Here is a 25,493-nt window from a genome sequence, read left to right on the forward strand (position 1 = left end):
TTCCCCCTGCTTGTGCAAAGCCGTGATTATGCCCGTTCCCTGCCCGCGCTTCATTGCCGCCTTTTCTGCCCTTTGTTATCATGCCGCCCTTCCAAATCAATCACATCCGGATGGTTTTTCCTATGCGCAATTCGCTGAAAACGCAGGTTTTACCCTGTGCCGCAGCCCTGTTTTTGTCCCTTTCGGCGCAGGCCGAATCTTTCCGCGTCGCTGATATCCGTATTGAAGGGTTGCAGCGGATTTCCGCCGGTACGGTCTTCACGTATTTGCCCGTTACCGCCGGTGAGCAGTTTGATATGGCAAACAGCGCCCAGGCCATTGACGCGCTGTATAAATCCAACCTCTTCTCGCAAGTCCGCCTCGCCAGAGACGGCAATGTGCTGGTGGTGCAGGTGGAGGAATTCCCCGTCATCGCCGAGGTCAATCTCAAAGGCAACCGCGACCTGAAATCGGAGGATTTGCAAAAGGCGCTGTCCGCCGCCGGCATCAGCGAGGGGCAGGCGTATAACCCGCAGATGTTGCAGCAGCTGGTGCAGGAACTCACCGAGCAGTATCAGGCGCGCAGCAAGTACGCGGTGAAAATCGAGCCGAAGGTGCGCCAGCTGCCGCGCGGCCGCGTCGCCATTGATCTGGACATCAGCGAGGGCCGTTCCAGCCGCATCAAGCAGATCGACATCGTCGGCAACAAGATTTACTCCGACAAGCAGCTCATTTCCCTCTTCGACACCTCGACGCCGCGCTGGAATTCCTGGCTGACCAAGTCGGATCAGTACGACCGCGACAAGCTGCAAGCGGATATTGATCGCCTCGAATCTTTCTACCGTGACCGGGGCTTCATGGATTTTGCCGTCACCTCGACGCAAGTCTCGCTCTCGCCCGACCGCAAATGGATTTATCTCACCATCAACGTGGACGAAGGCAAGGTGTACCGCGTCAAGGGCTACCAGTTGCAGGGCGACCTCATCGTGCCGCGCACCGAGCTGGAATCGCTCATCACCTTCAAGCCGGGCGACCGCTACAACCGCAGCGAAGTGCGCAAAACCACCGACGCGCTGCGCACCCGCCTCGCCGACGAAGGCTACGCCCAGGCGCAGGTGAACATCGTGCCGAACGCCGACAAACTGAGCGGCGAAGTCGGCTTCGACATCCTCGTTACCCCCGGCATCAAAACCTACGTGCGGCAAATCGGCTTCACCGGCAACACCAAGACCTACGACCGCGTCCTGCGCCGCGAACTGCGCCAGCAGGAAGCCAGCCTCTATTCCGGCTCCGATGTCGCCCGCTCGGAAGAGCGCCTGCGCCGCCTGCCGCAGGTGGAATCCCTCGAACAGTCCATCCACCCCGTGCCCGGCTCGCCCGACCAGGTGGATCTCGAATACAAAATCACCGAACGCAGCACCAGCAGCATCCAGGGCGGCGTCGGCTACGGACAAAGCAGCGGCGCACTCTTCAACCTCGAATACAACGACAACAACTTCCTCGGCACCGGCAACACCCTCGGCATCAACTTCGGCAAAAGCTCGTCCGAAGAACGCTACGGCTTCGACTTCACCGACCCCTATTTCACCGCCGACGGCGTCAGCATCAACTATGCCTTCGATTACAGCAAAACCAACTACCGCAAAGAGCGCCTCTCCGACTGGGCGGCGGACACCCTGGACGCCACCGTCACCTTCGGCTACCCGCTCACCGAATACCAGAACGTCTATTTCGGCGGCGGCTACCGCACCCTGAAAATCAACACCGGCGACAACGTCGCGAGCGAAATCACCGACTACCTCGACAAAAAAGGCCGCCGCTACAAAGAAGGCGTGCTGACACTCGCGTGGAGCAAAGACACCCAGGACAACACCTACCTGCCGACTAAAGGCAGCCTGAACAAAATCAGCGGCGAAATCACCCTGCCCGGCGCGACCGACACCTACTACAAAATCGGCTACCGCAACCGCACCTATTTCCCGCTCAACGACGACAAAAGCCTCATCCTCGGCCTGCGCGGCGACATCGCCTACGGCGCCGGCTACGGCAAAACCGACGACCTGCCGTTCTACCGCCACTACTACGCGGGCGGCCTCACCACCGTGCGCGGTTTCGAGCACAGCTCGCTCGGCCCGCGTTACAGCAACGGCGACACCTCCGGCGGCGACTTCCGCACCGTCGGCGGCGTCGAGCTGATGACCCCGTGGAAAATCAGCGAAAAATCCAACAACGTCCGCGTCGGCACCTTCGTCGATTTCGGTAACGTGTACAGCAAAGTCGGCGACTTCGACCTCGGCGATTTCCGCTACTCCGGCGGCCTCTTCGTGCAGTGGATGTCGCCGCTCGGCCCGCTCAACCTCAGCTACGCCGTGCCGATCAAGAAAAAAGACGGCGACGAAAAAGAAGCCTTCCAGTTCAGCTTCGGCATGGGCTTCTGACCCCACCCGCCGCCGCACGGACGACGCGGCATCACCCATCGGCCACACCATGAAAATACTACCGCTGGCGGCACTCCTCGCCCTCGCCGCCGCCCTGCCCGCTGCCGCCGCCGAAACCGCCCCGGCAGCCACCCCCGCCGCAAACGGCAACACCACCCCGCCTGCCGCCGCAAGCGGGGCAAACAGCGGCGACAGCAACACCGCCACCCCCGCTGCAAGCGGGGCAGATGGCAATGACTACAACGCCGCTACGGCCGTCCCCGCCGCAAGCGGGGCAAAGACCGCTGAAACCGTCCCGGCCACCGCCGCCGTTGACCCCGCCGACCTGCGTATCGGCTTCGTCAACTTCCGCCGCATCATGGCCGCCGCACCGCAGCGCGACGAAATCAACGAACGCCTCGAACGCGAATTCGGCGTCGAGCGCGACGCCCTCTTGCAGGCGCAGAGCGAATTGCGCGACATGGAGCGCCGCCTCGAAACCACCCGCCACGGCGATGCCTACAACGAACTCGAACGCCAGGTCATCAACAAGCGCCGCGACGTCAGCCGCCGCGACAGCGACTACCGCGACAACATCAACGTCCGCCGCAACGAAGAAATGGCCAAGCTGCAAAAAATGATCGGCGACGAAATCCTCACCCATGCCAAAGAAGCGGGCTACGACATCATCCTCAACGACATCGGCGTCTTCTACGTCAGCGAACGCGCCGACCTCAGCCCGCTCATCATCCGGCGACTGCAAAACAAGGCAGGAACACCATGAAAACCAACGCAGGCGACCTCGCCGCCCGTCTCGGCGGCACCCTCCACGGCGACCCCGCCACCCCCATTTGCGGCGTCGGCACCTTGCAAGACGGGCAAGCGGGCGAAATCGGCTTCCTCGCCGACGCGCACTACCGTCCCTACCTGGCGACGAGCCGCCTCGCCGCCGTCCTCGTCGGCGAAGCCTGCCCAGAAGCCCCGATGACGCAAATCATCGTCAGCGACGTCAAACGCGCCTGGCGCCTCCTCGCCGACGACTTCGCCCCACCCCCGCCGCCGCCCGTCATCTCGCCGCAGGCACACATTGCCCCCGATGCCGTCATCGGAAAAAACGTCGGCATCGGTGCCGGTGCCGTCATCGGTGCGGGCGCGCACATCGGCGACGGCTGCCGCATCGCCCCGCTCGCCTACCTCGCGGCCGGCGTCAGCATCGGCGCAGACAGCCGCATCGGCTCCGGCGTACGCATCCTCGAAAATACAACCATCGGCGCGCGCGCCAATATCCTCGCCAACGCCGTCATCGGCGAGCGCGGCTTCGGCAACAACTTTGAAGACGGCCGCTGGCTGCCCGTCGCCCAGCTCGGCGGGGTGCGCATCGGCGATGACGTCGAAATCGGCGCCTGCACCACCATCGACCGGGGCGCGGTCAGCGACACCGTTATCGGCAACGGCGTCAAACTCGACAACCACATCCAGATCGGGCATAACGTCCACATCGGCGACCACACCGTCATCGCCGGTTCTGCCGTGATTGCCGGCTCTGTCACCTTCGGCAAATACTGCGTCGTCGGCGGTGCCTGCGTTTTCACCGGCCACATCACCATCTGCGACGGCGCCCAATTCACCGGACACTCCTCCATCAGCAAAAGCATCCACCAGCCGGGTGCCTACTCCTCCGGCATCCCGGCCATGCCCGCGTTGCAATGGAAAAAATTCTTCGCCAAACTCAAATTCCTAGCCAAAGAAAAGTGAGCCCGCTATGCACCCCACCATCATGGATATCGAAGAAATCCGCCGCTACCTGCCGCACCGCTACCCCTTCCTGCTGATAGACCGCGTCACCGACATCGAAGTTGGCAAATACATCAAAGCCATCAAAAACGTCAGTGCTAACGAACCCTTCTTTCAGGGACACTTCCCCGGTAAAGCCGTCATGCCCGGCGTACTGGTCATCGAGGCCATGGCGCAAGCCGCCGGCATCCTCGGCGTAAAAAGCGGCCGTAAAGAACTCGGCCTGCCCGACATCCCCGAAGAAGACAACATCTACTTCTTCGTCGGCATTGACAAAGCCCGCTTCCGCAAAACCGTTGTCCCCGGCGACCAACTGCATTTCGACATCAACATTATCCGCTCACGGCGTGGCATCTGGTCATTTAACGCCGAAGCGCACGTAGACGACAAACTCGTTTGCGAAGCGGAAATCATGTGTACCACTGCAGGCAGAGGAGGATAAACATGATCCACCCAACCGCCATCATCGACCCCAAAGCCGAACTCGCGCCGGACGTCAATATCGGTGCATACAGCGTCATCGGCGCAGACGTGCACATTGACAGCGGCACCACCATCGCCCCGCACGTTGTCATCGAAGGCCCGACCCGCATCGGCAAAAACAACCACATCTACCCCTTCGCCTCGCTGGGTGCCGCACCACAGGACAAAAAATACGGCGGCGAAGCGACCACCCTGCACATCGGCGACAACAACACCATCCGCGAATACACCACCTTCAACCGGGGCACCGTGCAGGACATTGGGACCACCATTCTCGGCAACGACAACTGGATCATGGCCTACGTCCACCTCGCGCATGACTGCGTCATTGGCAACGACACCACCTTCGCCAACAACGTTACCCTCGCCGGCCATGTCCACATCGAAGACCATGTCGTCATGGGCGGCTTCGCGCTGGTGTACCAGTTCGTGCACATCGGCGCCTACACCATGGTCGGCTACTGCGCGGGGGTCAAACAAAACGTCGCGCCTTACTCGCTTGTGGTCGAATCCCCGGCGCGCATCGCGGGCATCAATCTCGAAGGGCTGAAACGCCACCATTTCAGCGCCGAAGACATCGCCATGATCAAGCGCTGCCACCACCATCTCTACCAGGAAAACCTGCTGCTGGACGAAGCGCGCGAGAAAATCAACGCCCTTGCCGCCGAATCCGCCCCGGCGGAAAAAATCGCCACCTTCCTCAACAACATGGTCGGCAAACGCGGCCTGACCCGCTGAAACAGCCACGGCAAAAGCCCGCCGGCAAACGGCGGGCTTTTTTATAGCCGTTTCAGGCAGAAGTGATGCGGTGTTGGCAGGGTTTGCCCATACCGCTTCTATTGAAACGACTATATAGTGATTTCATCTAAGAATATGACAGCTAAATATCGTCATTCCTGCGAAAGCGGGAATCCAGATTCTTTATATAAATCAATATGTTCTTGTTCTATTTACTTGAATTTTCTACCTACGGCAGAAATGATAATTCTGTACTATTTCCAGCTTGATCCACTATAAAAACCTGCCGCAGGGTGGCGGTCGCCCGCCGCAGCAATGCAAATGGCGGGTTGATGCCCGCCTTGCGTCATTATCTTTTTCAGCGGTTTGTCTATATCAGGGGCGGCAGCCGCTCATGAGGATGTCGGCTGAGGCCGGGCGGGCGAGGACGGCCTGTTTGCCGTCGCTGTGGAAGGCGAGCTGGCCGTTTTCAAAGGTGGCGGGGTTGTTGCCGGGGCGCGCTTCCAGGGTTTGTTCGCCGCCTGCGTAGCGCACTTGCAGGCGCGCTTTGCTGCTGTCGGCGTAGCGCACGGTGAGGTCGCCTTCGTTGCAGTGCCAGTTGTCCCACTGGTTGGTGATGGGCAGGTCGAGCTGGCGGGGCGTGTGCTGGTATTCGGGCAGTTCGTCCGATGTTTCGCTTTCCAGGGTGATGTGTGGCGGGGTTGGGTTGCCGCTGCCGCAGGCGGTGAGCAGCAGGGAGAGAATAAGGACGGGGGCGAGTTGTTTGTTGTTCATGGCTGTTCCTTTACCACAGGCGGACGGCGCCGTTGTTGTAGGAGGTGTGCGGCAGGCCGAGGCGGTATTCGTACACTTTTTCGTATTCGAGGACGCGTTTGACGTAGTCGCGGGTTTCGTTGAACGGGATTTGTGCAATCCATTCGTCTAGCGGCAGGCCGGCAAATTGTGCCTGCCATTGGCGCACGCGTGCGGGCCCGGCGTTGTAGGCCGCCGCCGCGTAGGCGAGGTGACCGAATTCGTTCAGGCGGTCGGCGAGGTACTGGCTGCCGATTTCGAGGTTGGTGTCCGGTTCGGTCAGTTGCCATTTGCCGCTGTACGGGATGCCGTTTTTTTGGGCGGTGTGGCTGGCGGTCGCTGGCATGACTTGCATGAGGCCGATGGCGCCCGCTTTGGAGGCGATGCCCGGCTGGAAGATGCTTTCTTTGCGGATGATGGCCAGTATTTGTGCTGGGCTGATGCCGTGGCGGCTGGCGAGTTGGCGTACCTGGTTTTCGTAGGCGACGGGGAAGCGCAGTTCGAGGGCGTCCCAGTTTTTGCCTTTGCTGAGGGTGGTGATGGCCTGGATGTTCCAGCCGATTTCGCTGGCGTAGAGGGCGGCCTGGGCGTTTTCGGCGGGGCTGAGGTTTTTGGTGAATGCCTGCCATTCCTGGCTGGCACGGGCGTCGTCGCCGAGGTTACGGAAGATGCGGGCGCGGTAGGCGGCGGGACGGCCGACGATGGCGGTGTAGTGCTGGTCACGGCGCACGGGGCGGTCGTTCAGGCGGAAGGTTTCGCCGAGTTTTTCGGCGGCGAGGAAGCCGTAGAAGTCGCGTTTGCTGGCGGCGCGGCGGTAGTGTGTGTCGGCACCGGCGCGGTCACCGTTTTTTTCGAGGGCTTTGCCGAGCCAGTATTGGATTTCGGCTTTGTCTTGTGCTTCGGGGCCGAGTTTGCCGAGGTGCGAGGCGAGGCCGCGCCAGTCGCTGCGGCGCAGGTCGTAGGCGATGAGGTCGTAGATGGTGTTGTCTTCGTGTTCGCCAGCGGGGATGGCATTCCAGATGGTGAGGGTGTGCGGATCGTCGTTGTCGGCGAGTTTGCGCAGGAGCGGGTTGTAGAGTTTGCCCGCGTCTTTGGGGTTCGAGAGGTAGCCGAAGGCGGCGGCGTTTGCAGCCTGGGCGACGGCGCCTGGGTCTTTTTTCAGGCGTTTGCCGAGTTGTTGCGCGAGCAGGGCGCTGCGCCAGTCGGGGGCAAGGTTGTAGGCGGCATCCAGCGGCAGGTTGCCCTGGTCGATGTCGAGCCAGGTTTGCGCAGCCTGGGCGGCGGCCCCATGCAGGGCGCCGGCAAGGTAGCTGGCGATCAGGCGGTTGTTTTGTTCCATCGCCTGGCGGAAGCGCGCGGCGGTCTGGGTTTCGCTGATGTGGCCGCCGTGGGCGAGGCGGTCAAAGAGGGTGTTGCATTCGGCGTCGAGGTTTTTGTCCTGTTCCCAGAGTTCGTCGAGTTTTTGCGTGGCAGCGCGGGTGTGGTTTTTGTTGAGTTGAGCCAGGCGGTAGTCGCATTCGATGCCGGCATCGGCGTAGTCGGCACTGTAGGCGGCAATGATGGCGTCGTTGTTGCCGCTGGCGAGCCACAGCGGGAATTTTTGTTTGGCAAGCTGGGTGGAGAAGGGGTCGGCCGGGTATTGTTTGAGGAAGGCGACGATGGTCTCGACCGGGGTGGCGGGGTCGTCGCGGTAGGCGCGCGCTTGCAGGTAGGGATAGAGCGGGTGCGGCGCGAGATGCTGGTAGGCCGCAAGCGGGGCACCGTTTTTGATGGCGTTTTCGGCGTCAAGGATGTTTTCGGCGTTGCTGTCAGTGAGGCCGCCGAGGCTGAGGACGAGGGTAAGCAGGAGTTTGTGCATGGTGTGCCTTATTTGATGTGTTGTTGCCAGTCGTTCTGGTAGCGTTCTTTGTAGTGCATGACGCGTTTGACGTAGGCGCGGGTTTCGTTGTACGGCGGGATTTGCCCGCCGTAGCGCAGGATGCTTTGCGGGCCGGCATTGTAGGCGGCCAGCGCGAGTTCGGTGTTTTGGTAGCGTTGCAGTTGTTGGCTGAGGTATTTGATGCCGCCTTCGATGTTGCGCGCAGGGTCGTAGGGGTCGGCAACGTTAAGTTCGCTGGCAGTGCCGGGCATGAGCTGCATCATGCCGATGGCACCGGCGTGGGAGCGGGCGTTGCTTTGGTAGCCGGATTCGACGCTGATGACGGCGTGAACCAGTGCGGGGTCTATTTGGTATTTGGCGGCCAGCTGGTTGATGAGTTGTTTGTGCTGTGTCTGGCGGGTTTTGAAGTCGCCGCTGGGTTCGCGCACGTTGGGGGTGGCAAGCGGGCTGAGCGGCAGGAGCGGGCAGTGTTGGCGGACTTTGATTTTTCTGCCGTTGAAGGTGCCGGTGCGGGTGCAATAGCCCGTGCCGTAGGCAGGAGCGGCGGGTTTGGCCGCGGCTGCCGGGCTGTTGTTGAGTAATGCGGGCTGGGCGGTCGCGTTGCCGGTGGTGGTCGCAGGCGCGGCGGCGGGTTGCGCAGGCTTCGACGGTTTTTTGCCGCCAGGCAGGGCGACGCGGCAGGAGATATTGGTTTTTTTGCCCTGATAGACGACGGTGCCGCAGGTGGCGGCGTGTGCGCCCCGGATGAGGGTGCAGGCGAGGAGGATGGCAGCGAGGCGGGGAAGAAACGCCGCCTGCAAGCGGTCAAGCGGGGTTTCTGCGCGGTTGGCGGGCGGCGCAGGCGATGGGTCATGCCGCGTCATAGGCCGATCTCGCTGGGGTTGTTTTTGTAGCGGCGGTAGTACTCCATGACTTTCGGCACGTAGGCGCGGGTTTCGATGAAGGGCGGGATTTTCCGCCCGTATTTGCGAACGTTGCCTTCGCCCGCGTTGTAGCCCGCTGCCGCCAGTTGCATGTCGCCGTCGAATTCGTTGAGCAGCCATTTGAGGTAGGTCGCGCCGCCCCGGACGTTTTGTCCGGTGTTGTACGGTTCGGTGACGCCGAAGCGGCGGGCGGTGCCGGGCATGAGCTGCATCAGGCCCATCGCGCCGGCGTGGGATTTGGCGCCGGGTTTGTAAGCGGATTCGGCCGAGATGATGGCGTGGACGAAGTGCGGTTCGACGCCGATTTCCAGCGCAATCTGGTTGATTTGCGCGCTGAGGTTGCGCTGGCGTTCGCGGAAGGCGCCGCTGACGTTGATGTTGAGTTCTCTGCGTACCTCGGCGGCGATACGTTCGGCTTCGATGATGTAGGACTGCGGGCAGTCTTTGGTGGGTTCGAGGTGGAAGACGCGACCGTTTTCGCTGGTAACGGTGCCGCCGCAACTGCCCTGGGTGTTGAGGTAGTCGAGGTTGTGCGCGGCGATGCTGGTCTGGCGGCTGCCGAGGCGCGCTTCACCGCCGCTGGTGCCGGGGGTGTAGTCGAAGGAGCGGGTAGCGCAGTTGAATTCGCGGGTTTCGCCGTTGAAGGTCACGGCACCGGCGCCGGTGCATTGCAGGCCGGGGCCGCCCGTGGTTTTGCCGTCTTTGTTTTTCTGGACGCCGGCGCTGGCAAGGGCTTCCAGCGACTGGGTCTGGTTGGCCTGCTGGATGAATTGTTGTTTGACGCCGCTGTATGAGCGCGAGAAGAAGGTGCAGCCTTTGTATTTGTCGCGTTTGTCGGCAGGAACGAAGTTGGGTTTGCCGTCGTTGTCGAAGCATTTGTAGATGTCTTGTGCCGGGGCTTCTTGCGGGGTGCTTTCGCCAACCAGCGGTTTGCCCCGGTTCGGCGCGGGCGGGGCGGGGGCGGATATGTCGCCGCTTGTGCCTTTGCGTCCCAGCGGCTGGCAGTTGCCCTGCGGCGGAGTGGCGGTCTCGATGATGGTCGGGGTACCGTCGAGTTGCGGGCACATCCAGATTTGTGTGCCCTGCGGGGTGACGGTGGCGATGGTTTTTTCTTCTTGTTCGGCGGCGGGAGCCGTGGGCTGGGCGGGGGCTTTGCCGTTGCCGCGCGCGATGTGTTGGTAGTATTTGCCGCTGCCTTGCGGGGCGCTGGTGTAGCCGGGCGCGGGCGGGAAGAGGGGGTTGTTCGCCGCTGTGGTGGATGGGGCTGCGGGTGCCGCTGCTTGCGGCGCGGCGGATGGTTTTTTGTCTGCGGTGGCGGCGTCTTTGGCGGCGGGTTTGTCTTTTTTGCCAGCTACTTTTTTGTCCACTTTGGCGGGGGCGGCAGGTTTGGCCGGAGCGTCGCCGTCGTCCCAGGTGAAACCGCTGTCGTCGTTATTTTCGCTTACCGGGGCAACGGGGGCCGCAGCGGCTTGTGGAGCCGGTTGGGCAGCGGGGGTTTTCCGCGTCGGGGTTTTGGCAGGTTGCGGGGCGGCGGCGGGGGTGTCGCCGTCGTCCCAGGTAAAACCGCCGTCGTCGTTGGCAGGCGGGGCGGCAAGCGGCATGGGCGCGGGTTGCGGGGTCGGTTGGGTGACGGGCATTGCGGAGGCAGCGGGTGCTGGCGCACTATCGCCGCCGATAGCGCCTTTTTGGTAGGGGCGGCAGTTTCCGCCGCTTGGCTGGCTGGTGATGTTGTTCATGCCGTCGGCGCCGGTGCAGATGTAAAGGCCGGCGGTGGCGTCCTGGGCGTGGGCGGTGGGGTGGTTGAGGGCGAGCAGGATGCACAGGGCGAGGCTTCCGGCCTTGTTATAGGGTTTTTCCATGTGGGATCAGTTCCAGTTGAAGTGGCTGAATGCCTGGGCGGGCAGCCAGGCGGTCATGCCTTTTTGCCAGAGCAGGTCGCGCGCGAGGATTTGGCCTTCGTCGATGAGTTTCTGGATATCGAGTGCGCTCAATGGGCCGATTTGCTGGCCGTGGTGGACGCGGTAGTAGATTTTGTCTTCGGACAGCGGGCTGCGCGGGGTGTCGCCGCTGTTGTTGGCGGCAATGGTGGCAGTCGCGGCGGGGGCGGCTTCGCGCGCCGGGGCGAAAACGGGGGGGGCGCGGTAGGCGGGGCGGCGTTCACGCTCGGCTTTGACAGCGGGCGGTCGGCGGCCAATACGCAGATCGTGCAGAGTGAGGCCCTGGGCGTTGAGCTGGGTGCGCAGGCGGGCTTTGAGGAAGTTTTGCAGGGCTTCAGCCTGGTTTTCGATGTCGTCCGCGCTGATGTGTTCGTTGATGAGGGTGTGATCGATGGTGTAACTCACCCATTGGTCGATGAGTTCGTCATCCAGGTTGATGGCCTGGTGTTCGATGACGGTGCGGCAAACCGCATCGGCATCATGGATGCTGACGCTGTATGTGCCGGAAAGCGGCTGGTCCAGCGGGCGCTGCGAGGGCTGGTAGGCGCTTTGCCAGAGGCGGTTGGCGATGGCGACGGTGTTGAGGAAGAGGATGTCGGCGGTTTCGGTCTGCGGGATGTTATCCGGGTCAAGCGGGTATTCGCCTTCGCGATAGGCGGGGGTGTATTGTTCGTTGATGATGAGGTAGGCGACTTGCCCCGCGTCGATGTGCAGGGTGCTGCTTTCGAGCAGGTTGTACTGGCTGTAATGGTAGAGCAGGCTGTCCGGCGGGAAGTGCGCGGCTAGGACGCGTGGCCGCGCACTGACGATGGGCCGGATTTTGTTGAGCAGGGTGTCAAACAGTCCTTTCATGCGGGGTTTCCTGGGTGATTTGCGCGGCCGATTTCAGGCTCTGTTTGAGGGCTTCTTCGGCGGCGAGCAGTTTTTCGGCGGCTTCCTGGCGTTGTTTGCGGCCGGTTTCGTGAATCTGGATGCTTTCTTCGATGGTTTCGATGAGCATTTGGTTGGCTTTTTCGACGGAGGCAATGTCGAAAACGCCGCGTTCGAGCTGGGTGCGGCTTTCGCGGTTGGCGATTTTCAGGTTTTCGGCGTTGGCGGTGAGCAGTTCGTTGGTGAGGTCGCTGCTTTGTTTGAGGGCGATCGCCGCTTCGCCGGAACGGTAGATGGCGATGGACTGGGCGAGTTGTTGCCGCCACAGCGGCACGGTATTGACGAGGGTGGTGTTGATTTTGTTGACGAGGCCTTTGTTGTTTTCCTGCACCATGCGAATGCTCGGCAGGGCTTGCATCGAGACTTGTTTGGTCAGGCGCAGGTCGTGCAGGCGGCGGTCGAGTTCGTCGCGCTGCATTTGCCGGTCGCGCAGGCGTTGCGCGCTTTCCATTTCGCCGTCTTCGGCGGCTTTGGCGAGCGCGGGCAGGACTTCGGCGTCGGTCGTGGCCAGCACGTTTTCGGCGGCGGCGATGTGGTATTCGAGTTCGCGGTAGTAGTCGAGGTTGGCGTCGTAGAGTTTGTCCAGCGATTTGATGTCCACCAGCAGTTTTTGTTTGTGGCTTTCGAGGGCGTTGCTGATTTGGTCGATTTGTTCGCTGATGGTGTCGAATTTTTGCAGGAAGGTTTGCAGCGGCTTGGCTTTGTTGAAGAGGCGCGCCATGAACGAGGGTTTTTCCTGCACTTTGAGTTCCGCGCCCTGGAAGCCGCGCAGCAGCGAGACCATGTTGGAAAGCAGTTGTCCCGCTTTGCCCGCGTCTTCGCTTTTGATGTCGGTGAGCATGGTGTCGGCGACGGCGGTGAGCTGTTTTTGCGCGGCGGCACCGAAGTTGAGGATGCTGTTGGTGTCGGTGATGTTGAGGGTTTGCGCGAGTTGTTTGACGCGCACGTCGTCAAGGTGCGCCGGGGCGGTGGCCGTCGTGATGGTGAGTTCAGTGTGGGTCATGGGTTTGGCTCGGGTTGAGTTGTTCGCGCAGGACTTGCATTTGCGTGTCGAGGCGGATTTGTTCCTGGCTCGTCAGTTGCAGGTGTTGCGCGGTGAAGGCCTGTTCGCTGTCATCCAGCAGGGTGAGGAAGCGGGTTTGTTGTGCGTCGTGGCCGGGATTGCCGATGTCGGCGAGGTATTGGGCGCTGATGTTTTTCAGTTCGCCGAGGTGGACGATGAGGAAGCTGCGCGCGGCGCGGATGCGTTCGGCGTCAGATCCGATGTGTTTGATGATGGCGCGCGCCCGGGCGGTGATGTTGCCGAGTTTGCCGGCGATGCCGCGCTCTTCGGCGAGCAGTTGCAGGCGTTTGGTGTAGTGTTCGAGTTGCTCAACGGCGTCGTAGCCATCCGCCAGCATCTTGCGCAGGGTGTCGTTCAGGGCGGCGGGGATGTCGCGCGGCGGGCGCACGTCGGCGGCCGGGGTGTCGTCATAAAGATAGCTGAGGTAGTAACCGGCGGCGGCAACCAGCGCGTTCAGCAGGGCGAAGAGCGGCTGCGGGCGGGCAGTGAAGGCAAGCACGGCAGCGGCGAGCGCGGTGAAGCCGAGGGCGTAGGGGCGGTTATCTTCGTCGGCGTGCTCCTGCCCGGTTTTGATGTAGTTGTCGCGGCGTGAGCGGTAGTGCTGCTGGGTGAGGTAAGCGGCGTAGCAGAGCAGGGCGGCGGCGATGCCCGCGCTGAGGATGGGCAGCGGCCGGAAAAGGATCAGGTTGAGCGGGATGAGCAGCCACAGCGGGATTTGCACGAGGTAGAGCGCCATGCCGCGTATGCCGAGGTATTGCTGCTTGACGATGGCTTTGTGGTCGCGGGGCATCAGCGGAAGATTCCCATGCAGGCGGGGATGAAAATGGCGCTGAATAGCAGGATGAAGCCGAGCAGGCGGGGGAAGGAATTCATATGGTTCAGGCGGTTGCGGGATGGCGGCGATTATAACGGTTTTGTCAGGTGCGGTGTGGGGCTTGCGGCGACGCGCTGTTCCAGCGCCAGCAGCCGTTCCTTGATATAGAGCGCGGCGGTGCCGCCGTTGTAGCCGGTGAGCTGCCCGTTTTTGCCGATGACGCGGTGGCAGGGGACGATGACGGAGAGCGGGTTGTGGCGGATGGCGTTCGCCACTGCCCGTGTGCCGCGCGGGTTGCCGACGGCACAGGCGATGTCCTGATAACTGCGCGTCGCGCCGTAGGGGATTGCTCTGAGTGCCTGCCAGACGCGCTGCTGGAAGGGCGTGCCCGCGCCATAAAGCGGCAGGGTGAAGGTGCGCAGGCGGCCGACGAAATAGGCGTTCAACTGCGCCGCTGCTTCCTGCAACAGCGCCGTCGCCGCTTCTTGCACCGTCGCCCCGAGACGCTGCGGCACGCGGTCGTCGGCCGCATAACCGTTCGCGGCCAGCAGCCAGTCGCAGAGGACGAGTTTGCCCCGCCAGTCGCCGAGCAGCAAATCGCCGGTGGGGGACGGGTAAACCTGGGTGCGGATGACATTCATAAGCGGCGGTTACGGTGAAGAAGGGGGGAAAATCCATTTTAGCGGGCGGGTGCTAATATAGCGCGCGTTTTTTGTGCAAACGGATGACGACATGCCCCCAATATCCCGCATCACCCTGATGGGCACCTCAGGTGTAGGCAAAACCACCCTGGCGACCATGCTCGCCGCCGCCGGCTGGTTCCACTACTCCGGCGACTACCGCATCGCCACCCGCTACCTGAACGAACCCATCAGCGACTGGCTGACCGAACTCGCCCGCCGCGAACCCACCCTCGCCGCCCTCTTGCGTGACGATGCCGTGAGCGTGGAAGGCAAAGTCAGCATCGAGCGGCTGCACATCCTCTCCGCCTACATCGGCAAACTGGGGCGCGACGGCTACGACGCCCGCATCTTCATCGCCCGGCAGCACCTCTTCCGCGCCGCCGAACAGGCGGCGATGGGCGACGTACCCGCCTTCATCGAGCGGGCCGAGCGCCTCTACGGCTACAAAGCCTTCATTAACGACGCGGGCGGCAGTATCTGCGAAATCGACGACCCCGCCATGTTCCGGACGCTGGCTGCGCACACCTGCTACATCTACATCGACACCGACGAAGCCCACTACGCCGAACTCGAAGCGCGCGCCATCGCCTACCCCAAACCCATCTGCTACCACCCGCAGTTCCTGCAAGAAATGATTGGCGAATACAGCCTGATGAAAGGCGGCCTCACCCCCGACCGCTTCGAATCCGACGACTTCATCCGCTACGTCACCCCGCGCATGATGGCACACCGCCGCGAGCGCTACCGCGCGCTCGTCGCCCAATACGGCGGCATCATCCTGAACGCGCGCGACATCTGGCAACTGCGCGACGCCGCCGATTTCCACGACCTGCTCAACGCCGCACAAAGGAACTGACCCATGCCGCTCGTCGCCCACCGCCCCCTCGAAGCCCTTGACCGCCTGCGCGCCGAAGGCCAGGAAATCCTCGACGTCGAACGCGCCCACCGCCAGGACATCCGCGAGTTGCACATCGGCCTCCTCAACATCATGCCCGACGGCGCACTCAAAGCCACCGAGCGCCAATTCTTGCGCCTCATCGGCAACTCGAACCGCATCGCCCAGTTCTACGTCCACATCTTCACCGTCCCCGGCGTACCGCGCAGCGCCGACATCCAGGCCTACATCGACACCCACTACGAAAACTTCGACGACCTCGCCGCCGAAGGGCTGGATGCCCTCATCTTCACCGGCACCAACCCCGTCCACGCCGACCTTGCCCAAGAGGATTACTGGCCGCATGTCCGGCGCGTCTTCGACTGGGCGGACCAAAACGTCACCTCCGTCCTCTGCTCCTGCCTCGCCTCGCACCTCGCCCTGCGCCACTTCTACGGCATCCCGCGCCTGCGCCGCAAAAACAAACTCTTCGGCGTGTACAGCCACCGCGTACAAGACCGCAGCCACCCCATGCTTGCCAACATCAACACCCGTTTCGACATGCCGCATTCCCGCTGGAATGACGTCGCCGCCGAATCCTTCGCCGCCTGCGGCCTGCCCGTCCTCGTTGCCGGCGAAGAAAGCGGCGTGGCGATGGCCAGCTCGCCGGACGGCTTCCGGCAAATCTACTTCCAGGGCCACCCCGAATACGACCGCAACAGCCTGCTCAAAGAATACCGCCGCGACCTGCAACACTACCGCGCAGGCGACAGCGACCGCGCGCCCTACCTGCCCGAACACTACCTCACCCCGGCGGGCACCCGCCTCGCCAACGCCTACCTCGCAAGCGGCGCGCCCAGCGGTGACTTCCCCGAAGCGGCACTGCTCGAAGAAGTGGACGTTACCTGGCGCGACACCGCCAAGGCCCTCTTCGCCAACTGGCTCGGCCTCGTTTACCAACTCACCCACCGCGACAGACGCCTGCAATTCATGGACGGCATCGACCCCGCCGACCCGCTGGGCCGCCTGCGTCGCTGACAGCGCATGAAAACCGGCCGCCGTACCCTGCTCACTGCTGCCGCCATTGCCGCCCTCACCCCGCGCCTGAGCGAAGCCCAACCCAGCCAAGAAAAACCCATGACCAGCCACACCTACCACGACGCCATCCTCCACTACCGCGACAACGGCAAAACCGACGCCCCTGCGCTCCTCCTCCTGCACGGCGGACTGGGCACAGCGGCAGACGACTTCGCCCCGCTCCTGCCGCGCCTGCACCCACACTACCGCGTCATCGAAAACGACACGCGTGGCCACGGCCAATCCACACGCGGCAGCGTCCCCCTCACTTACGCGCAAATCGCCGCTGACGCCAAACACCTCATCGACACCCTCCGCCTCAACACCTACCACATCCTCGGCTTCAGCGATGGCGGCACCGCTGCCTACCACCTCGCCCTCAACGACGAACGCGTACAAAGCATCCTGACCGTCGGCGCCAACTGGCACAGCAGCCAAATCGAACCCGCGCGCGACATGTACGAAAGCCTCACCCCCGACTTCCTCCGCGAAAATATGCCCGCCCAAGTCGCCGCTTACGAACAACAAAACCCGCAGCCCGACCTCGCCACCCTGACTGCCGACCTGCGCCGCTTGTGGCTGGATAACAGCACGACGGGCTACCCCAATGAACGCGTCGCCGCCATCAAACAACCCATCCTGGCAGTACGTGGCGAAGACGATTTCCTGCTGAACCTGCCCGACTGGGCGGCGCTGCGCAAACAAAACCCTGCCGCGCACCTGCTGCACATCCCCTTCGCCGGACACGAAGCCATCAAAGCCCAGCCGGACATCCTCTGGGCGGCCATCCAAACCTTCCACCAACACCAACCCGCACAAACCCCATAAAACACATGAACCGCATGAACAAAACCCTGCTCACCCTCGGCCTCGCCGCCGCCCTCACCCTCACCGCCTGCGCCCGGGGCGACACCACCGCCGCCGTCGGCAAACACAACCTCTCCAAAGGCGACTGTCGCGGCATCCGCGCCGACGGCCGCGAATACCGCGAAGAAATGACACAAAGCAACTGCGAAATGGTCGGCGGCACCTTCACCCCCAGAAACCGCCGCAAAGTCATCTGGTTCTGAAATGACCGCAGGGCGGGCTTCAGCCCGCCATCAACATTACTGCGGCGGACTGAAGCCCTCCCTGCGTCCCCAAACCACAAGTCGGCGAAACCGCACCATGCCCATCCCGCCCCACCTGCAACCCTATGTCAAACCCGGCAGCCTGCACCGCGACGCGCGCGGCATCGAACACCGCTTCACCCTCGCCGCCGACGGCACCGACTGCTTCCGCATCCGCTACTACGGCACCCTCTACGAAAACCTGATTACCGACACCGACTTCGCACCGGCCAAAATCACCGCCGTCGCCGTGGCAAGCGGGCGGGAAATCCTGCTGTTTGACGGCTGCCGGCACGGCTACAACGCCATGCTCTGCGACGAGTACAGCGCCGCGCAGCACAACGACCGCCCTTTGCAGGATCTGGACGCAGCGCCCGGCCAAATCGGTATCCGTCTCTACTACAACATCGACTACGAAGAAGAACGCGACGACTTCGCCGACGGAAACGGCAACGTGGCGCTGACCAGCGGCGAAACCATCCCCTTTGCCCGCTTGCAACAAGACGGCTTCGACGCCATTGCCATTACGCTGACCGCCGCCGACGGCAAACAGCGGGAAATCCTCAATGCGGAACTGGCCTGACGCAGTAGCTACCAAGCGGCTCAACCACGCCCTTTCCCTCCCGCCGAAAAAAGCCCTTCCCCCGCCGGGGAAGGGCTTTACAATGCCGCGCCACGCCGGGGCGCTCCGCCTCTCCACCTGCACAAACCAAGGAACCGCATTGAACCAACACACCGACTGGACCATCGCCGACGCCGACGAACTCTACCGCATCAGCGGCTGGGGCGCGGGCTACTTCCGCCTGAACGACGACGGCAATCTCGTCATCAACGCCCCGCTCGCCGGCGGCAAGACCGCCGAAATCGCCATGCTCGACCTCATCGAAGGCATGGAAGTGCGCGGCAAGACCATGCCCGTGATGCTGCGCGTGCAAAACATCCTCGAAAACCAGATCCGCCTCATCAACGAAAGCTTCGCCAAAGCCATCGCGAGCAGCCACTACCGGGGCAAATACCGGGGCGTGTTCCCCATCAAGGTGAACCAGCAGGCGCAGGTGATTGAAGACATTGTCCGCTTCGGCAAACCCTGGCAGCACGGCCTCGAAGCGGGTTCCAAGGCCGAACTGATGATTGCGCTCTCCATGCTGACCGAGCCCGGTCCGCTCATCGTCTGCAACGGCTACAAAGACCGCGAATTCGTCGAACTCGGCCTCGGCATGACCAAACTCGGCTTCCAGGTCATCTTCGTCATCGAAACCCCGGCGGAGCTGCCCATCATCGTCGAAAGCTCGCAGGCGATGGGCGTGCGCCCCGTCATCGGCGTGCGCGCCAAACTCTTCTCGCACGTCTCCGGCCACTGGAACGCCACCAGCGGCGACCGCTCCATGTTCGGCCTGAACGCCAGCCAGCTCGTGCAGGTCATCGACGGCCTGAAAGCGGCAGGCATGCTCGACTGCCTGCAATTTTTGCACTACCACCTCGGCTCGCAAATCCCCAACATCCGCGACATCCGCACCGGCGTGCGCGAAGCCTGCCGCTACTATGTCGAACTCGTCGAAGAAGGCGCACCGATGCGCTTCCTCGACCTCGGCGGCGGCCTCGCTGTGGACTATGACGGCAGCCGCACCTCCGCCATCCATTCGCGCAACTACACCCTCGAAGAATACTGCGTGGACGTGGTTGAAACCATCCAGGCGGTGATGGACGAAAAAGGCATCGAACACCCGACCATCGTCACCGAATCGGGCCGTTCCACCGTCGCCTACTCCACCGTCCTCATGTTCAACATCCTGGACGTGACCGGCTACACCGACGCCCGCCTGCCCGCCGACAACAACGAAGACAACGAACTCGTGCACAACCTCATGGAAAGCTACCGCATGCTGTCGGACAAAACCGTGCAAGAATGCTTCAACGACGCCGTGTACTACCGTGACGAAGCGCGCGACGGCTTCATGCGCGGCCAGCTTGACCTGCGCACCCGGTCGCGTGTCGAACAAATCTTCATGGTTGTCATGACCGAAGTGCAGAAAATTGCCGAGCGCAACCCGGACGCCCTCTCCGAACCGGAAGTGCTGAAAACCATGCTGGCGGACATCTACTACGGTAACTTCAGCGTCTTCCAGTCCCTGCCGGACGCCTGGGCGATTGACCAAATCTTCCCCGTCGTGCCGCTGCACCGCCACCTCGAACGCCCGACGCGCAACAGCATCATCGCTGACATGACCTGCGACAGCGACGGCAAAATCGACCGTTTCCCCGAAAACGGCGAAGTCAGCCGCGCCCTGCCGCTGCACCACATCAAAGAAGGCGAAGAATACTACCTCGGTGCCTTCCTCGTCGGCGCCTACCAGGAAACCCTGGGCGACCTGCACAACCTGCTCGGCGACACCCACGTCGTCTCCATCTACATCAACGAAGACGGCAGCTATGACTTCGTCGGCGAAGTCGAAGGCGACTCCGTGGCAGACGTGCTCAGCTACGTCGAATACCAGCCGAACAACCTGCTCGCGCAATTCCGCCAGACCGCCGAACGCGCCGTGCGCAACGGCACCATCAGCGCCGCTGAACGCCAGCACCTCGTCAACGCCTTTGAAGCGGGCCTGCGCGGCTATACCTACTACGAACAATAGATTCCACGGAATCGCCGCTTGCATCCCCCCCTTCCCCCGCTCGCGGGGAAAGGGGCGCGAAGTAACGAAAGGGAGAGACCACACGCACCGAAAGCTCCCGCAACCCGCTAAAATCACCGCTTACACTCAACACAGGAACCCATCATGAACCACGTCCTCATCATCGGCGCCGGTGGCGTCGCCAACGTCGTCGCCCACAAATGCGCCGCAGACAAAAACACCTTCCACAACATCACCTTGGCGAGCCGTACGCTGGCCAAATGCGATGCCATCGCCGCTGCCGTCAAGGCAAAACACGGCGTGACTATTGATACCCGCCAGATTGATGCCGACAACGTTCCCGCGCTCACCCGCCTGCTTGAAGAACTGCGCCCGCAACTCGTCCTTAACATCGCCCTGCCCTACCAGGATTTGCACATCATGGATGCCTGCCTCGCTGCCGGCATTGACTACCTCGACACCGCCAACTACGAACCGCCGGAAGAAGCCAAATTTGAATATAAATGGCAATGGGCCTATGAAGACCGCTTCCGTGAACGCGGCATCATGGCACTGCTCGGCAGCGGTTTTGACCCCGGCGTTACTAACGTCTTCACCGCTTACATCAAGAAACACCTGCTCGATGAAATCCACGAACTCGACATCATCGACGCCAACGCCGGCGACCACGGCCTGCCCTTTGCCACCAACTTCAACCCCGAAATCAACATCCGCGAAATCACCGCTGACGCCCGCCACTGGGAAAACGGCGCTTGGCAAACCACTCCGGCGCTTTCCCACAAACGCGTCTTTGACTTCCCGCAAATCGGCGAAAAAAACATCTACATGATGTATCACGAAGAGCTCGAATCGCTGGTCAAACACTTCCCGGAAATCAAAACCGCGCGTTTCTGGATGACCTTCTCCGACAACTACCTGAACCACCTCAAAGTGCTGGAAAATGTCGGCATGACCTCGATTGAGCCCGTCATGTACGAGGGGCGCGAAATCATCCCTATCCAGTTCCTGAAAGCCGTCCTGCCCGATCCTGCCTCGCTCGGCCCGCGCACTAAAGGCAAAACCTGCATCGGCTGCGTCGCCAAAGGCAAAAAAGACGGCAAGGACAAAACCGTGTACATCTACAACATCTGCGACCACGAAGAAGCCTACAAAGAAACCGGCTCGCAGGCGATCTCCTACACCACCGGCGTGCCGGCGATGATCGGCGCAAAAATGATGCTGGAAAAAATCTGGCACCGCGCCGGTGTCTGGAACATGGAACAGTTCGACCCCGCCCCGTTCCTTAAAGCGCTTGCCGCAAACGGCCTGCCGTGGGAAGTGAAAGAGCTCTGAAAAAAACCAGCCATACCCCGCCCGGCGGGGTATTTTTACAAGGACAAGCCATGACCAAATACCGCATGGAGATTGATGGCGAAACACTCGAAGGCGCTATCCTCATTACCCGCCACGTCATCCGCCAAATCGTGGCAACCGGACAAACCCGATTCAAAGCCAAAGACGTTGCAACGCGGCTGCGTCAATTATTGCCTGATTACAACGACAACACCCTTGCCAACATGCACGCCATGTGCGTCAACTCCAACTCACGCAAGCATTACCACTCAACCGAAGACTTCCTTGTCCTCGTCAAAAGAGGCGAGTTTGCACTATACCAACCGGAAGCGGATACCACCCGGACAGAAACCCTGCAACGCGACCTGGACGATATTGCTCGGCGTGCAGCCACGCACAGCATCACGGCAACCACCGCTGCAAGCCTCATTCGCACCCGCAAAGGCCAAGGCGCGTTCCGGCAAGGCGTGCTGAAACGCTATCCTGCCTGCCCCGTCAGCGGCGTGAAAGATCCCCGCTTTCTTGTTGCCGGCCACATCAAACCCTGGCGGGACAGCAGCGATGCCGAACGCCTCGAACCCGATAACGGTTTAATGTTCGCGCCGAATATTGATGCTCTCTTTGACGGCGGTTTCATCAGCTTCACTGACGACGGTGTCCTCATTGTCAGCCCGCATATTGCAGCGGAAACCCTGCTTGCGCTGGGCATCACCATCCCCGTCGCCCCCATCCATGTCCGGGAAGAAACCGCATATTATCTTGAATGGCACCGCACTCACGTGTTTCGCAAATAAAAATGCGCAAATATTCCTGCCCGGAAAGCCTGTAAAAAACATGGTGTTATCCCGCACGCTGCCAAGCGCTAACCGCGCCACCCGTGATAAAAAAACGTAGAATGCGCGCCACATCCACCCACCACCACCAAACCCATGCTCAACATCGTCACCTCCCTCATCCCGATTTTTATCGTGATTGCCTTCGGTTATGCCGCCACCCGCGCCGGGACGTTTACTCTCGAAGGGCTGACTGCGCTGGGGCGGTTCGTCATCAGCATCGCCCTGCCTGCCCTGATTTTCCGCGCGCTGTCGGAGAAAAGCCTGGGCGAAATCTTCATTCCTTCCTATCTTTTCGGCTACGGCGCGGCGACGCTGCTCTCTTTTACCCTCGGCCTGGTTTTTGCCCGCCTGGTCGGCCAAAATTTGCGCGGCGCGGCGGTGAGCGCCATCGGCCAGACTTTTTCCAACAGCGCCTTCATCGGCTATCCGCTGCTGCTCAGTGTCATCGGCGGCAATGCGGGCGTGTATTTCTCGCTCAACACTGTGGTGGAAAACGTGCTGCTGATTCCGCTCTTCCTGGTCATCGCCGAATCGCAAGGCAGCAACAAAGATGGCACCTTCGGGCAGCGGCTGGGGCGGATTTTCCTCAACATGCTGCGCAAGCCGCTGATTGCGGCGCTGATTCTCGGCATGATTTTCTCGGCCTTGCAATGGAAACTGCCCGCGCCGATCAACCGCGCGGTGAGCCTCGTCGCCGATGCCGCCGCGCCGGTCGCCATCTTCGTCATCGGCTGCGGCCTGAACGGTATCAAAATCGAGGGCAACGTCATCGCCATCACGCAAATCACCATCGGCAAACTGTTCCTGATGCCCGTGCTTGCCGCCCTCTTCATCTGGCTCTTCGGCGGCAGCGAGGAAGTCATCTTCGCGGGCGCGCTGATGGGCGGCATTTCGATGGCGAACACGGTGGCGATTTTCGCGCAGCACTACGGCTATCCGCATCGCGGTACGGTGAGCATGATCACCACCAACGTCCTATCCGTTTTCACCCTCTCCGGCATCTTCCTGCTGCACCAGTGGCTGGTCGGCTGACACCCGGTATTGCCGCCACGCCTCGCGCACGACCGCCACGCCGCTTTTCAGGACAAACAGGCTGAGCAGCAGGCTCGCCACCGCATCCACCCAAGCCCAGCCGAACAGCCACACGCCGAGCGCGGCGGCGATTGCCACCAGCGACCCGAGCAAATCGGCGAGAACGTGCAGATAGGCGGCGCGCAGGTTGAGGTTGTCGTGGTCGCCATGCAGCATCAGGCGGGCGACGACGATGTTGACGGCGAGCCCCGTCGCAGCCACCGCCAGCATCGGCAGCGCAAGCGGCGGTGCCGGGGCGCGCAGGCGCAACAGGGCGGCGACGATAATCCACAACGCCAGGATGATCAACGAACCGCCGTTTGCCAGCGCCAGCCGCTGCCGGTTGCGCGTACCGAGGAACTGTGCCAGCCAGGCCAGCGCCAGCGCAAGGCTGTCGTTCGCCATATGTCCGGCATCCGCCATGAGCGCGAGGCTGTGGAAGAAATAGCCGCCGAGAAATTCCAGCAGCATGAAGCCGCTGATGAGCAGGAAGGACAGGCGCAGGATACGGCGGTTGTGCTGCGGATGGCTGTGGCAGGCGGTCTCCGGTAAGGATGGTTGCATGATGGCTCCTCTATAATGACGCCGCCGCCGGATGCGGCGGCGGGATGCGATATACCCCGAACAAGTATAAAACAGCAAACGGAGTCATCATGAGCCATTTACAGCAAAACAGAAAATTATTGAACCGCATCAACCGCCTGCAAGGGCAGTTGAACGCGGTGCAGCAGGCGGTGAGCGGAGGGCAGGTTTCCTGCATTGACATCCTGCAACAGGTCGCCGCCATCCGGGGCGCACTGGCGGGGCTGACCAACGAACTGGTCGAGGAACAGTTGACCCGCCACGTCCTGACCGAAGGATACAACACGGCAGAATTGCAGCGTTTTTTGCAGGTGCTGCGGCACTACGGCTGATGGTTGTTGCCGCGCATACCCTCCTCTAAAATGCGCAACGTTTTCATTTGCGCGCCGCTGTCGCGCGTAATCACCATCGTGTACTAGGGTCTGTTGACACTCAACATTGCGGCGGCTTTCTCGCCAAAATCCGGCAGCTGCTGCGTTAAAAATGCTCGCAAGGTGTCCAACCTTACTGCGCTTTTTGCCTTGCATCTGCCGTTTTTGCCGCAAAAATCCGCTGCGCAAGTCGAATGTCAATAGACCCTGGCTGATGCTGCTGTTCGTGACCATCATCACGATTGTCGGCTTGGTGAAAAGCCACAGCTTTGTCAACCTGCTCGGTTGCGTGCTCTTCTTCATCGTCGGCATCCTGATTTCACGGGTCATCTGCGAAGTTACCATCATCTTCTTCCGCATGAACGAACACTTGCAGGCGATGCGCGACAATCAGCGGGGCTGACACCGGCGCGGCAAGACAGGCGGGGTTGCCCCGCCTTTTTTGTGCATAAACCGCGTATCCGGCACAGAAAATGCTAATGGTTGACGACCGCTATAGTCGTTTCAAACAGGAATGAGACAAGGCGGCGAGCCGAAGACAGTACAGATAGTACGGCGAGGCTCGCCAACACCGTATCATTTATGTTTGAAACGACTATAAACCGCCAGGAACCCCCATGCCCCACTACACCCTCACCCTGAAAACCACCGACGGCATCACCCTCGGCAGCTACGCCCTTGATGACGGCATGCCCCGGAGCATCACCGCGCTTGACGGCGCTTTCTACCAGTTTGCCGACGCGGACGGGCAGGCGGCGGCAGACGTGCGGGGCGTGCGGCAGGGGGATGATTTGCGGGTCGTCATTGACGGCAGGGACAGCCTCGTCATCCAAAACTATTTCAGCGGCGGGCAGGGCGCGCTGGTCGGCATACAGGCGGACGGCACGCCGTATCTCTACCCCGTCATCGACAGTGGCGAGGCGGTGCATCTGCTCGCCGCCGAAGTCGGCAGCAACAGCGCGGCAAGCGGCAATATCCGCTTCACCGCCCTGAGCGGCATGGTTGCGGGTATTGCCCTGGCGGCAGGCGGCATCGCCATCGCCAACCACAACCGCCACGACTATCCGGATGCCGGCGAAACCCCGTCGCCCATGCCACAGCCCAATCCGCAGCCCAATCCACAGCCCAATCCGCAGCCCAATCCGCAGCCCAATCCGCAGCCCAATCCGCAGCCCA

Annotated in this window: 24 protein-coding genes and 2 pseudogenes; 17 read left to right on the top strand and 9 right to left on the bottom strand. The window is 61.8% G+C overall.

Going from position 1 to position 25,493, the window contains the following annotated elements; translation table 11 throughout:
- Window positions 1-122: 122 nt before the first annotated feature.
- From bamA to lpxA, 5 genes are read left to right on the top strand one after another with little or no spacing between them, the layout of a single operon-like run.
- A complete protein-coding gene (bamA, locus tag Q0562_RS03700) occupies window positions 123-2,417 on the top strand; it encodes an outer membrane protein assembly factor BamA (protein ID WP_298641397.1) in 2,295 nt (764 codons plus the stop codon).
- Window positions 2,418-2,466: 49 nt separating this feature from the next.
- Entirely contained in the window at window positions 2,467-3,180 is a 714-nt protein-coding gene (locus tag Q0562_RS03705; RefSeq protein WP_298641325.1) for an OmpH family outer membrane protein, read from the top strand.
- Entirely contained in the window at window positions 3,177-4,151 is a 975-nt protein-coding gene (gene lpxD / locus Q0562_RS03710) for a UDP-3-O-(3-hydroxymyristoyl)glucosamine N-acyltransferase (protein ID WP_298641328.1), read from the top strand. The genes Q0562_RS03705 and lpxD overlap by 4 nt, the downstream gene beginning before the upstream one ends.
- Before the next feature lie 7 nt (window positions 4,152-4,158).
- The gene (gene fabZ / locus Q0562_RS03715) at window positions 4,159-4,632 is read left to right on the top strand and encodes a 3-hydroxyacyl-ACP dehydratase FabZ (protein ID WP_366144689.1); all 474 of its coding nucleotides are present in this window, start codon (window positions 4,159-4,161) and stop codon (window positions 4,630-4,632) included.
- A 2-nt stretch (window positions 4,633-4,634) separates the two neighbouring features.
- On the top strand, window positions 4,635-5,411 hold the full coding sequence (lpxA, locus tag Q0562_RS03720; RefSeq protein WP_298641331.1) for an acyl-ACP--UDP-N-acetylglucosamine O-acyltransferase: 777 nt from the start codon (window positions 4,635-4,637) through the stop codon (window positions 5,409-5,411).
- A gap of 375 nt (window positions 5,412-5,786) precedes the next feature.
- On the opposite strand, the gene Q0562_RS03725 is transcribed toward lpxA, so the two are convergent.
- The 8 genes and pseudogenes from Q0562_RS03725 to Q0562_RS03760 form a co-directional block, all read right to left on the bottom strand.
- Window positions 5,787-6,185 (bottom strand): MliC family protein, encoded by a 399-nt coding sequence (locus Q0562_RS03725; protein ID WP_298641334.1) that lies wholly within the window; start codon window positions 6,183-6,185, stop codon window positions 5,787-5,789.
- A 10-nt stretch (window positions 6,186-6,195) separates the two neighbouring features.
- A complete protein-coding gene (locus Q0562_RS03730) occupies window positions 6,196-8,061 on the bottom strand; it encodes a transglycosylase SLT domain-containing protein (protein WP_298641337.1) in 1,866 nt (621 codons plus the stop codon).
- A gap of 8 nt (window positions 8,062-8,069) precedes the next feature.
- On the bottom strand, window positions 8,070-8,945 hold the full coding sequence (locus tag Q0562_RS03735; RefSeq protein WP_298641340.1) for a lytic transglycosylase domain-containing protein: 876 nt from the start codon (window positions 8,943-8,945) through the stop codon (window positions 8,070-8,072).
- Window positions 8,942-9,319 (bottom strand): annotated as a pseudogene (locus Q0562_RS13740) (lytic transglycosylase domain-containing protein); the annotation flags it as partial. The gene Q0562_RS03735 and the pseudogene Q0562_RS13740, both read right to left, overlap by 4 nt.
- 1,551 nt (window positions 9,320-10,870) lie before the next feature.
- On the bottom strand, window positions 10,871-11,794 hold the full coding sequence (locus Q0562_RS03745) for an SPFH domain-containing protein (RefSeq protein WP_298641345.1): 924 nt from the start codon (window positions 11,792-11,794) through the stop codon (window positions 10,871-10,873).
- On the bottom strand, window positions 11,778-12,875 hold the full coding sequence (locus Q0562_RS03750) for a toxic anion resistance protein (RefSeq protein ID WP_298641347.1): 1,098 nt from the start codon (window positions 12,873-12,875) through the stop codon (window positions 11,778-11,780). Before Q0562_RS03750 ends, Q0562_RS03745 begins: the two co-directional genes overlap by 17 nt.
- Complete coding sequence (locus Q0562_RS03755) at window positions 12,862-13,725, bottom strand: 5-bromo-4-chloroindolyl phosphate hydrolysis family protein (protein WP_298641350.1); 864 nt, start codon at window positions 13,723-13,725, stop codon at window positions 12,862-12,864. The genes Q0562_RS03750 and Q0562_RS03755 overlap by 14 nt, the downstream gene beginning before the upstream one ends.
- Window positions 13,726-13,838: 113 nt before the next feature.
- Window positions 13,839-14,390: a methylated-DNA--[protein]-cysteine S-methyltransferase gene (locus Q0562_RS03760; protein WP_298641353.1), complete on the bottom strand. Its 552-nt coding sequence runs from the start codon at window positions 14,388-14,390 to the stop codon at window positions 13,839-13,841.
- A 91-nt stretch (window positions 14,391-14,481) separates the two neighbouring features.
- Here Q0562_RS03760 and Q0562_RS03765 point away from each other — a divergent pair, with 91 nt between their 5' ends.
- The 9 genes from Q0562_RS03765 to Q0562_RS03805 all read left to right on the top strand — a co-directional run bounded on the left by Q0562_RS03765 (window position 14,482) and on the right by Q0562_RS03805 (window position 23,325).
- Window positions 14,482-15,288: a hypothetical protein gene (locus Q0562_RS03765; RefSeq protein ID WP_298641356.1), complete on the top strand. Its 807-nt coding sequence runs from the start codon at window positions 14,482-14,484 to the stop codon at window positions 15,286-15,288.
- Between the two features lie 3 nt (window positions 15,289-15,291).
- Entirely contained in the window at window positions 15,292-16,344 is a 1,053-nt protein-coding gene (locus Q0562_RS03770) for a homoserine O-succinyltransferase (RefSeq protein WP_298641359.1), read from the top strand.
- A 6-nt stretch (window positions 16,345-16,350) separates the two neighbouring features.
- The gene (locus Q0562_RS03775; protein ID WP_298641362.1) at window positions 16,351-17,211 is read left to right on the top strand and encodes an alpha/beta hydrolase; all 861 of its coding nucleotides are present in this window, start codon (window positions 16,351-16,353) and stop codon (window positions 17,209-17,211) included.
- A 5-nt stretch (window positions 17,212-17,216) separates the two neighbouring features.
- Window positions 17,217-17,453, top strand: coding sequence for a hypothetical protein (locus Q0562_RS03780; protein WP_115610812.1), 237 nt, complete (start codon window positions 17,217-17,219; stop codon window positions 17,451-17,453).
- A 97-nt stretch (window positions 17,454-17,550) separates the two neighbouring features.
- Window positions 17,551-18,075 (top strand): hypothetical protein, encoded by a 525-nt coding sequence (locus tag Q0562_RS03785; protein WP_298641369.1) that lies wholly within the window; start codon window positions 17,551-17,553, stop codon window positions 18,073-18,075.
- Window positions 18,076-18,214: 139 nt separating this feature from the next.
- Complete coding sequence (gene speA / locus Q0562_RS03790) at window positions 18,215-20,125, top strand: biosynthetic arginine decarboxylase (protein WP_298641372.1); 1,911 nt, start codon at window positions 18,215-18,217, stop codon at window positions 20,123-20,125.
- A 144-nt stretch (window positions 20,126-20,269) separates the two neighbouring features.
- The gene (locus Q0562_RS03795) at window positions 20,270-21,457 is read left to right on the top strand and encodes a saccharopine dehydrogenase family protein (RefSeq protein ID WP_298641375.1); all 1,188 of its coding nucleotides are present in this window, start codon (window positions 20,270-20,272) and stop codon (window positions 21,455-21,457) included.
- A gap of 50 nt (window positions 21,458-21,507) precedes the next feature.
- Window positions 21,508-22,251 (top strand): HNH endonuclease, encoded by a 744-nt coding sequence (locus tag Q0562_RS03800; RefSeq protein ID WP_298641377.1) that lies wholly within the window; start codon window positions 21,508-21,510, stop codon window positions 22,249-22,251.
- A 135-nt stretch (window positions 22,252-22,386) separates the two neighbouring features.
- On the top strand, window positions 22,387-23,325 hold the full coding sequence (locus Q0562_RS03805) for an AEC family transporter (protein WP_298641380.1): 939 nt from the start codon (window positions 22,387-22,389) through the stop codon (window positions 23,323-23,325).
- On the opposite strand, the gene Q0562_RS03810 is transcribed toward Q0562_RS03805, so the two are convergent.
- Window positions 23,269-23,928, bottom strand: a complete 660-nt coding sequence (locus Q0562_RS03810) for a cation diffusion facilitator family transporter (protein WP_298641383.1) — start codon at window positions 23,926-23,928, stop codon at window positions 23,269-23,271. The two genes, Q0562_RS03805 and Q0562_RS03810, sit on opposite strands and share 57 nt — an antisense overlap.
- Before the next feature lie 89 nt (window positions 23,929-24,017).
- Here Q0562_RS03810 and Q0562_RS03815 point away from each other — a divergent pair, with 89 nt between their 5' ends.
- The 3 genes and pseudogenes from Q0562_RS03815 to Q0562_RS03825 all read left to right on the top strand — a co-directional run.
- On the top strand, window positions 24,018-24,278 hold the full coding sequence (locus tag Q0562_RS03815; protein ID WP_298641386.1) for a metal-sensing transcriptional repressor: 261 nt from the start codon (window positions 24,018-24,020) through the stop codon (window positions 24,276-24,278).
- 253 nt (window positions 24,279-24,531) lie between these two features.
- A complete protein-coding gene (locus Q0562_RS03820; RefSeq protein ID WP_298641388.1) occupies window positions 24,532-24,720 on the top strand; it encodes a DUF4282 domain-containing protein in 189 nt (62 codons plus the stop codon).
- A gap of 214 nt (window positions 24,721-24,934) precedes the next feature.
- Window positions 24,935-25,493 (top strand): annotated as a pseudogene (locus Q0562_RS03825) (hypothetical protein); the annotation flags it as partial.

The sequence above is a fragment of the uncultured Cardiobacterium sp. genome (assembly GCF_938028825.1).
Classification (GTDB): Bacteria; Pseudomonadota; Gammaproteobacteria; order Cardiobacteriales; family Cardiobacteriaceae; genus Cardiobacterium.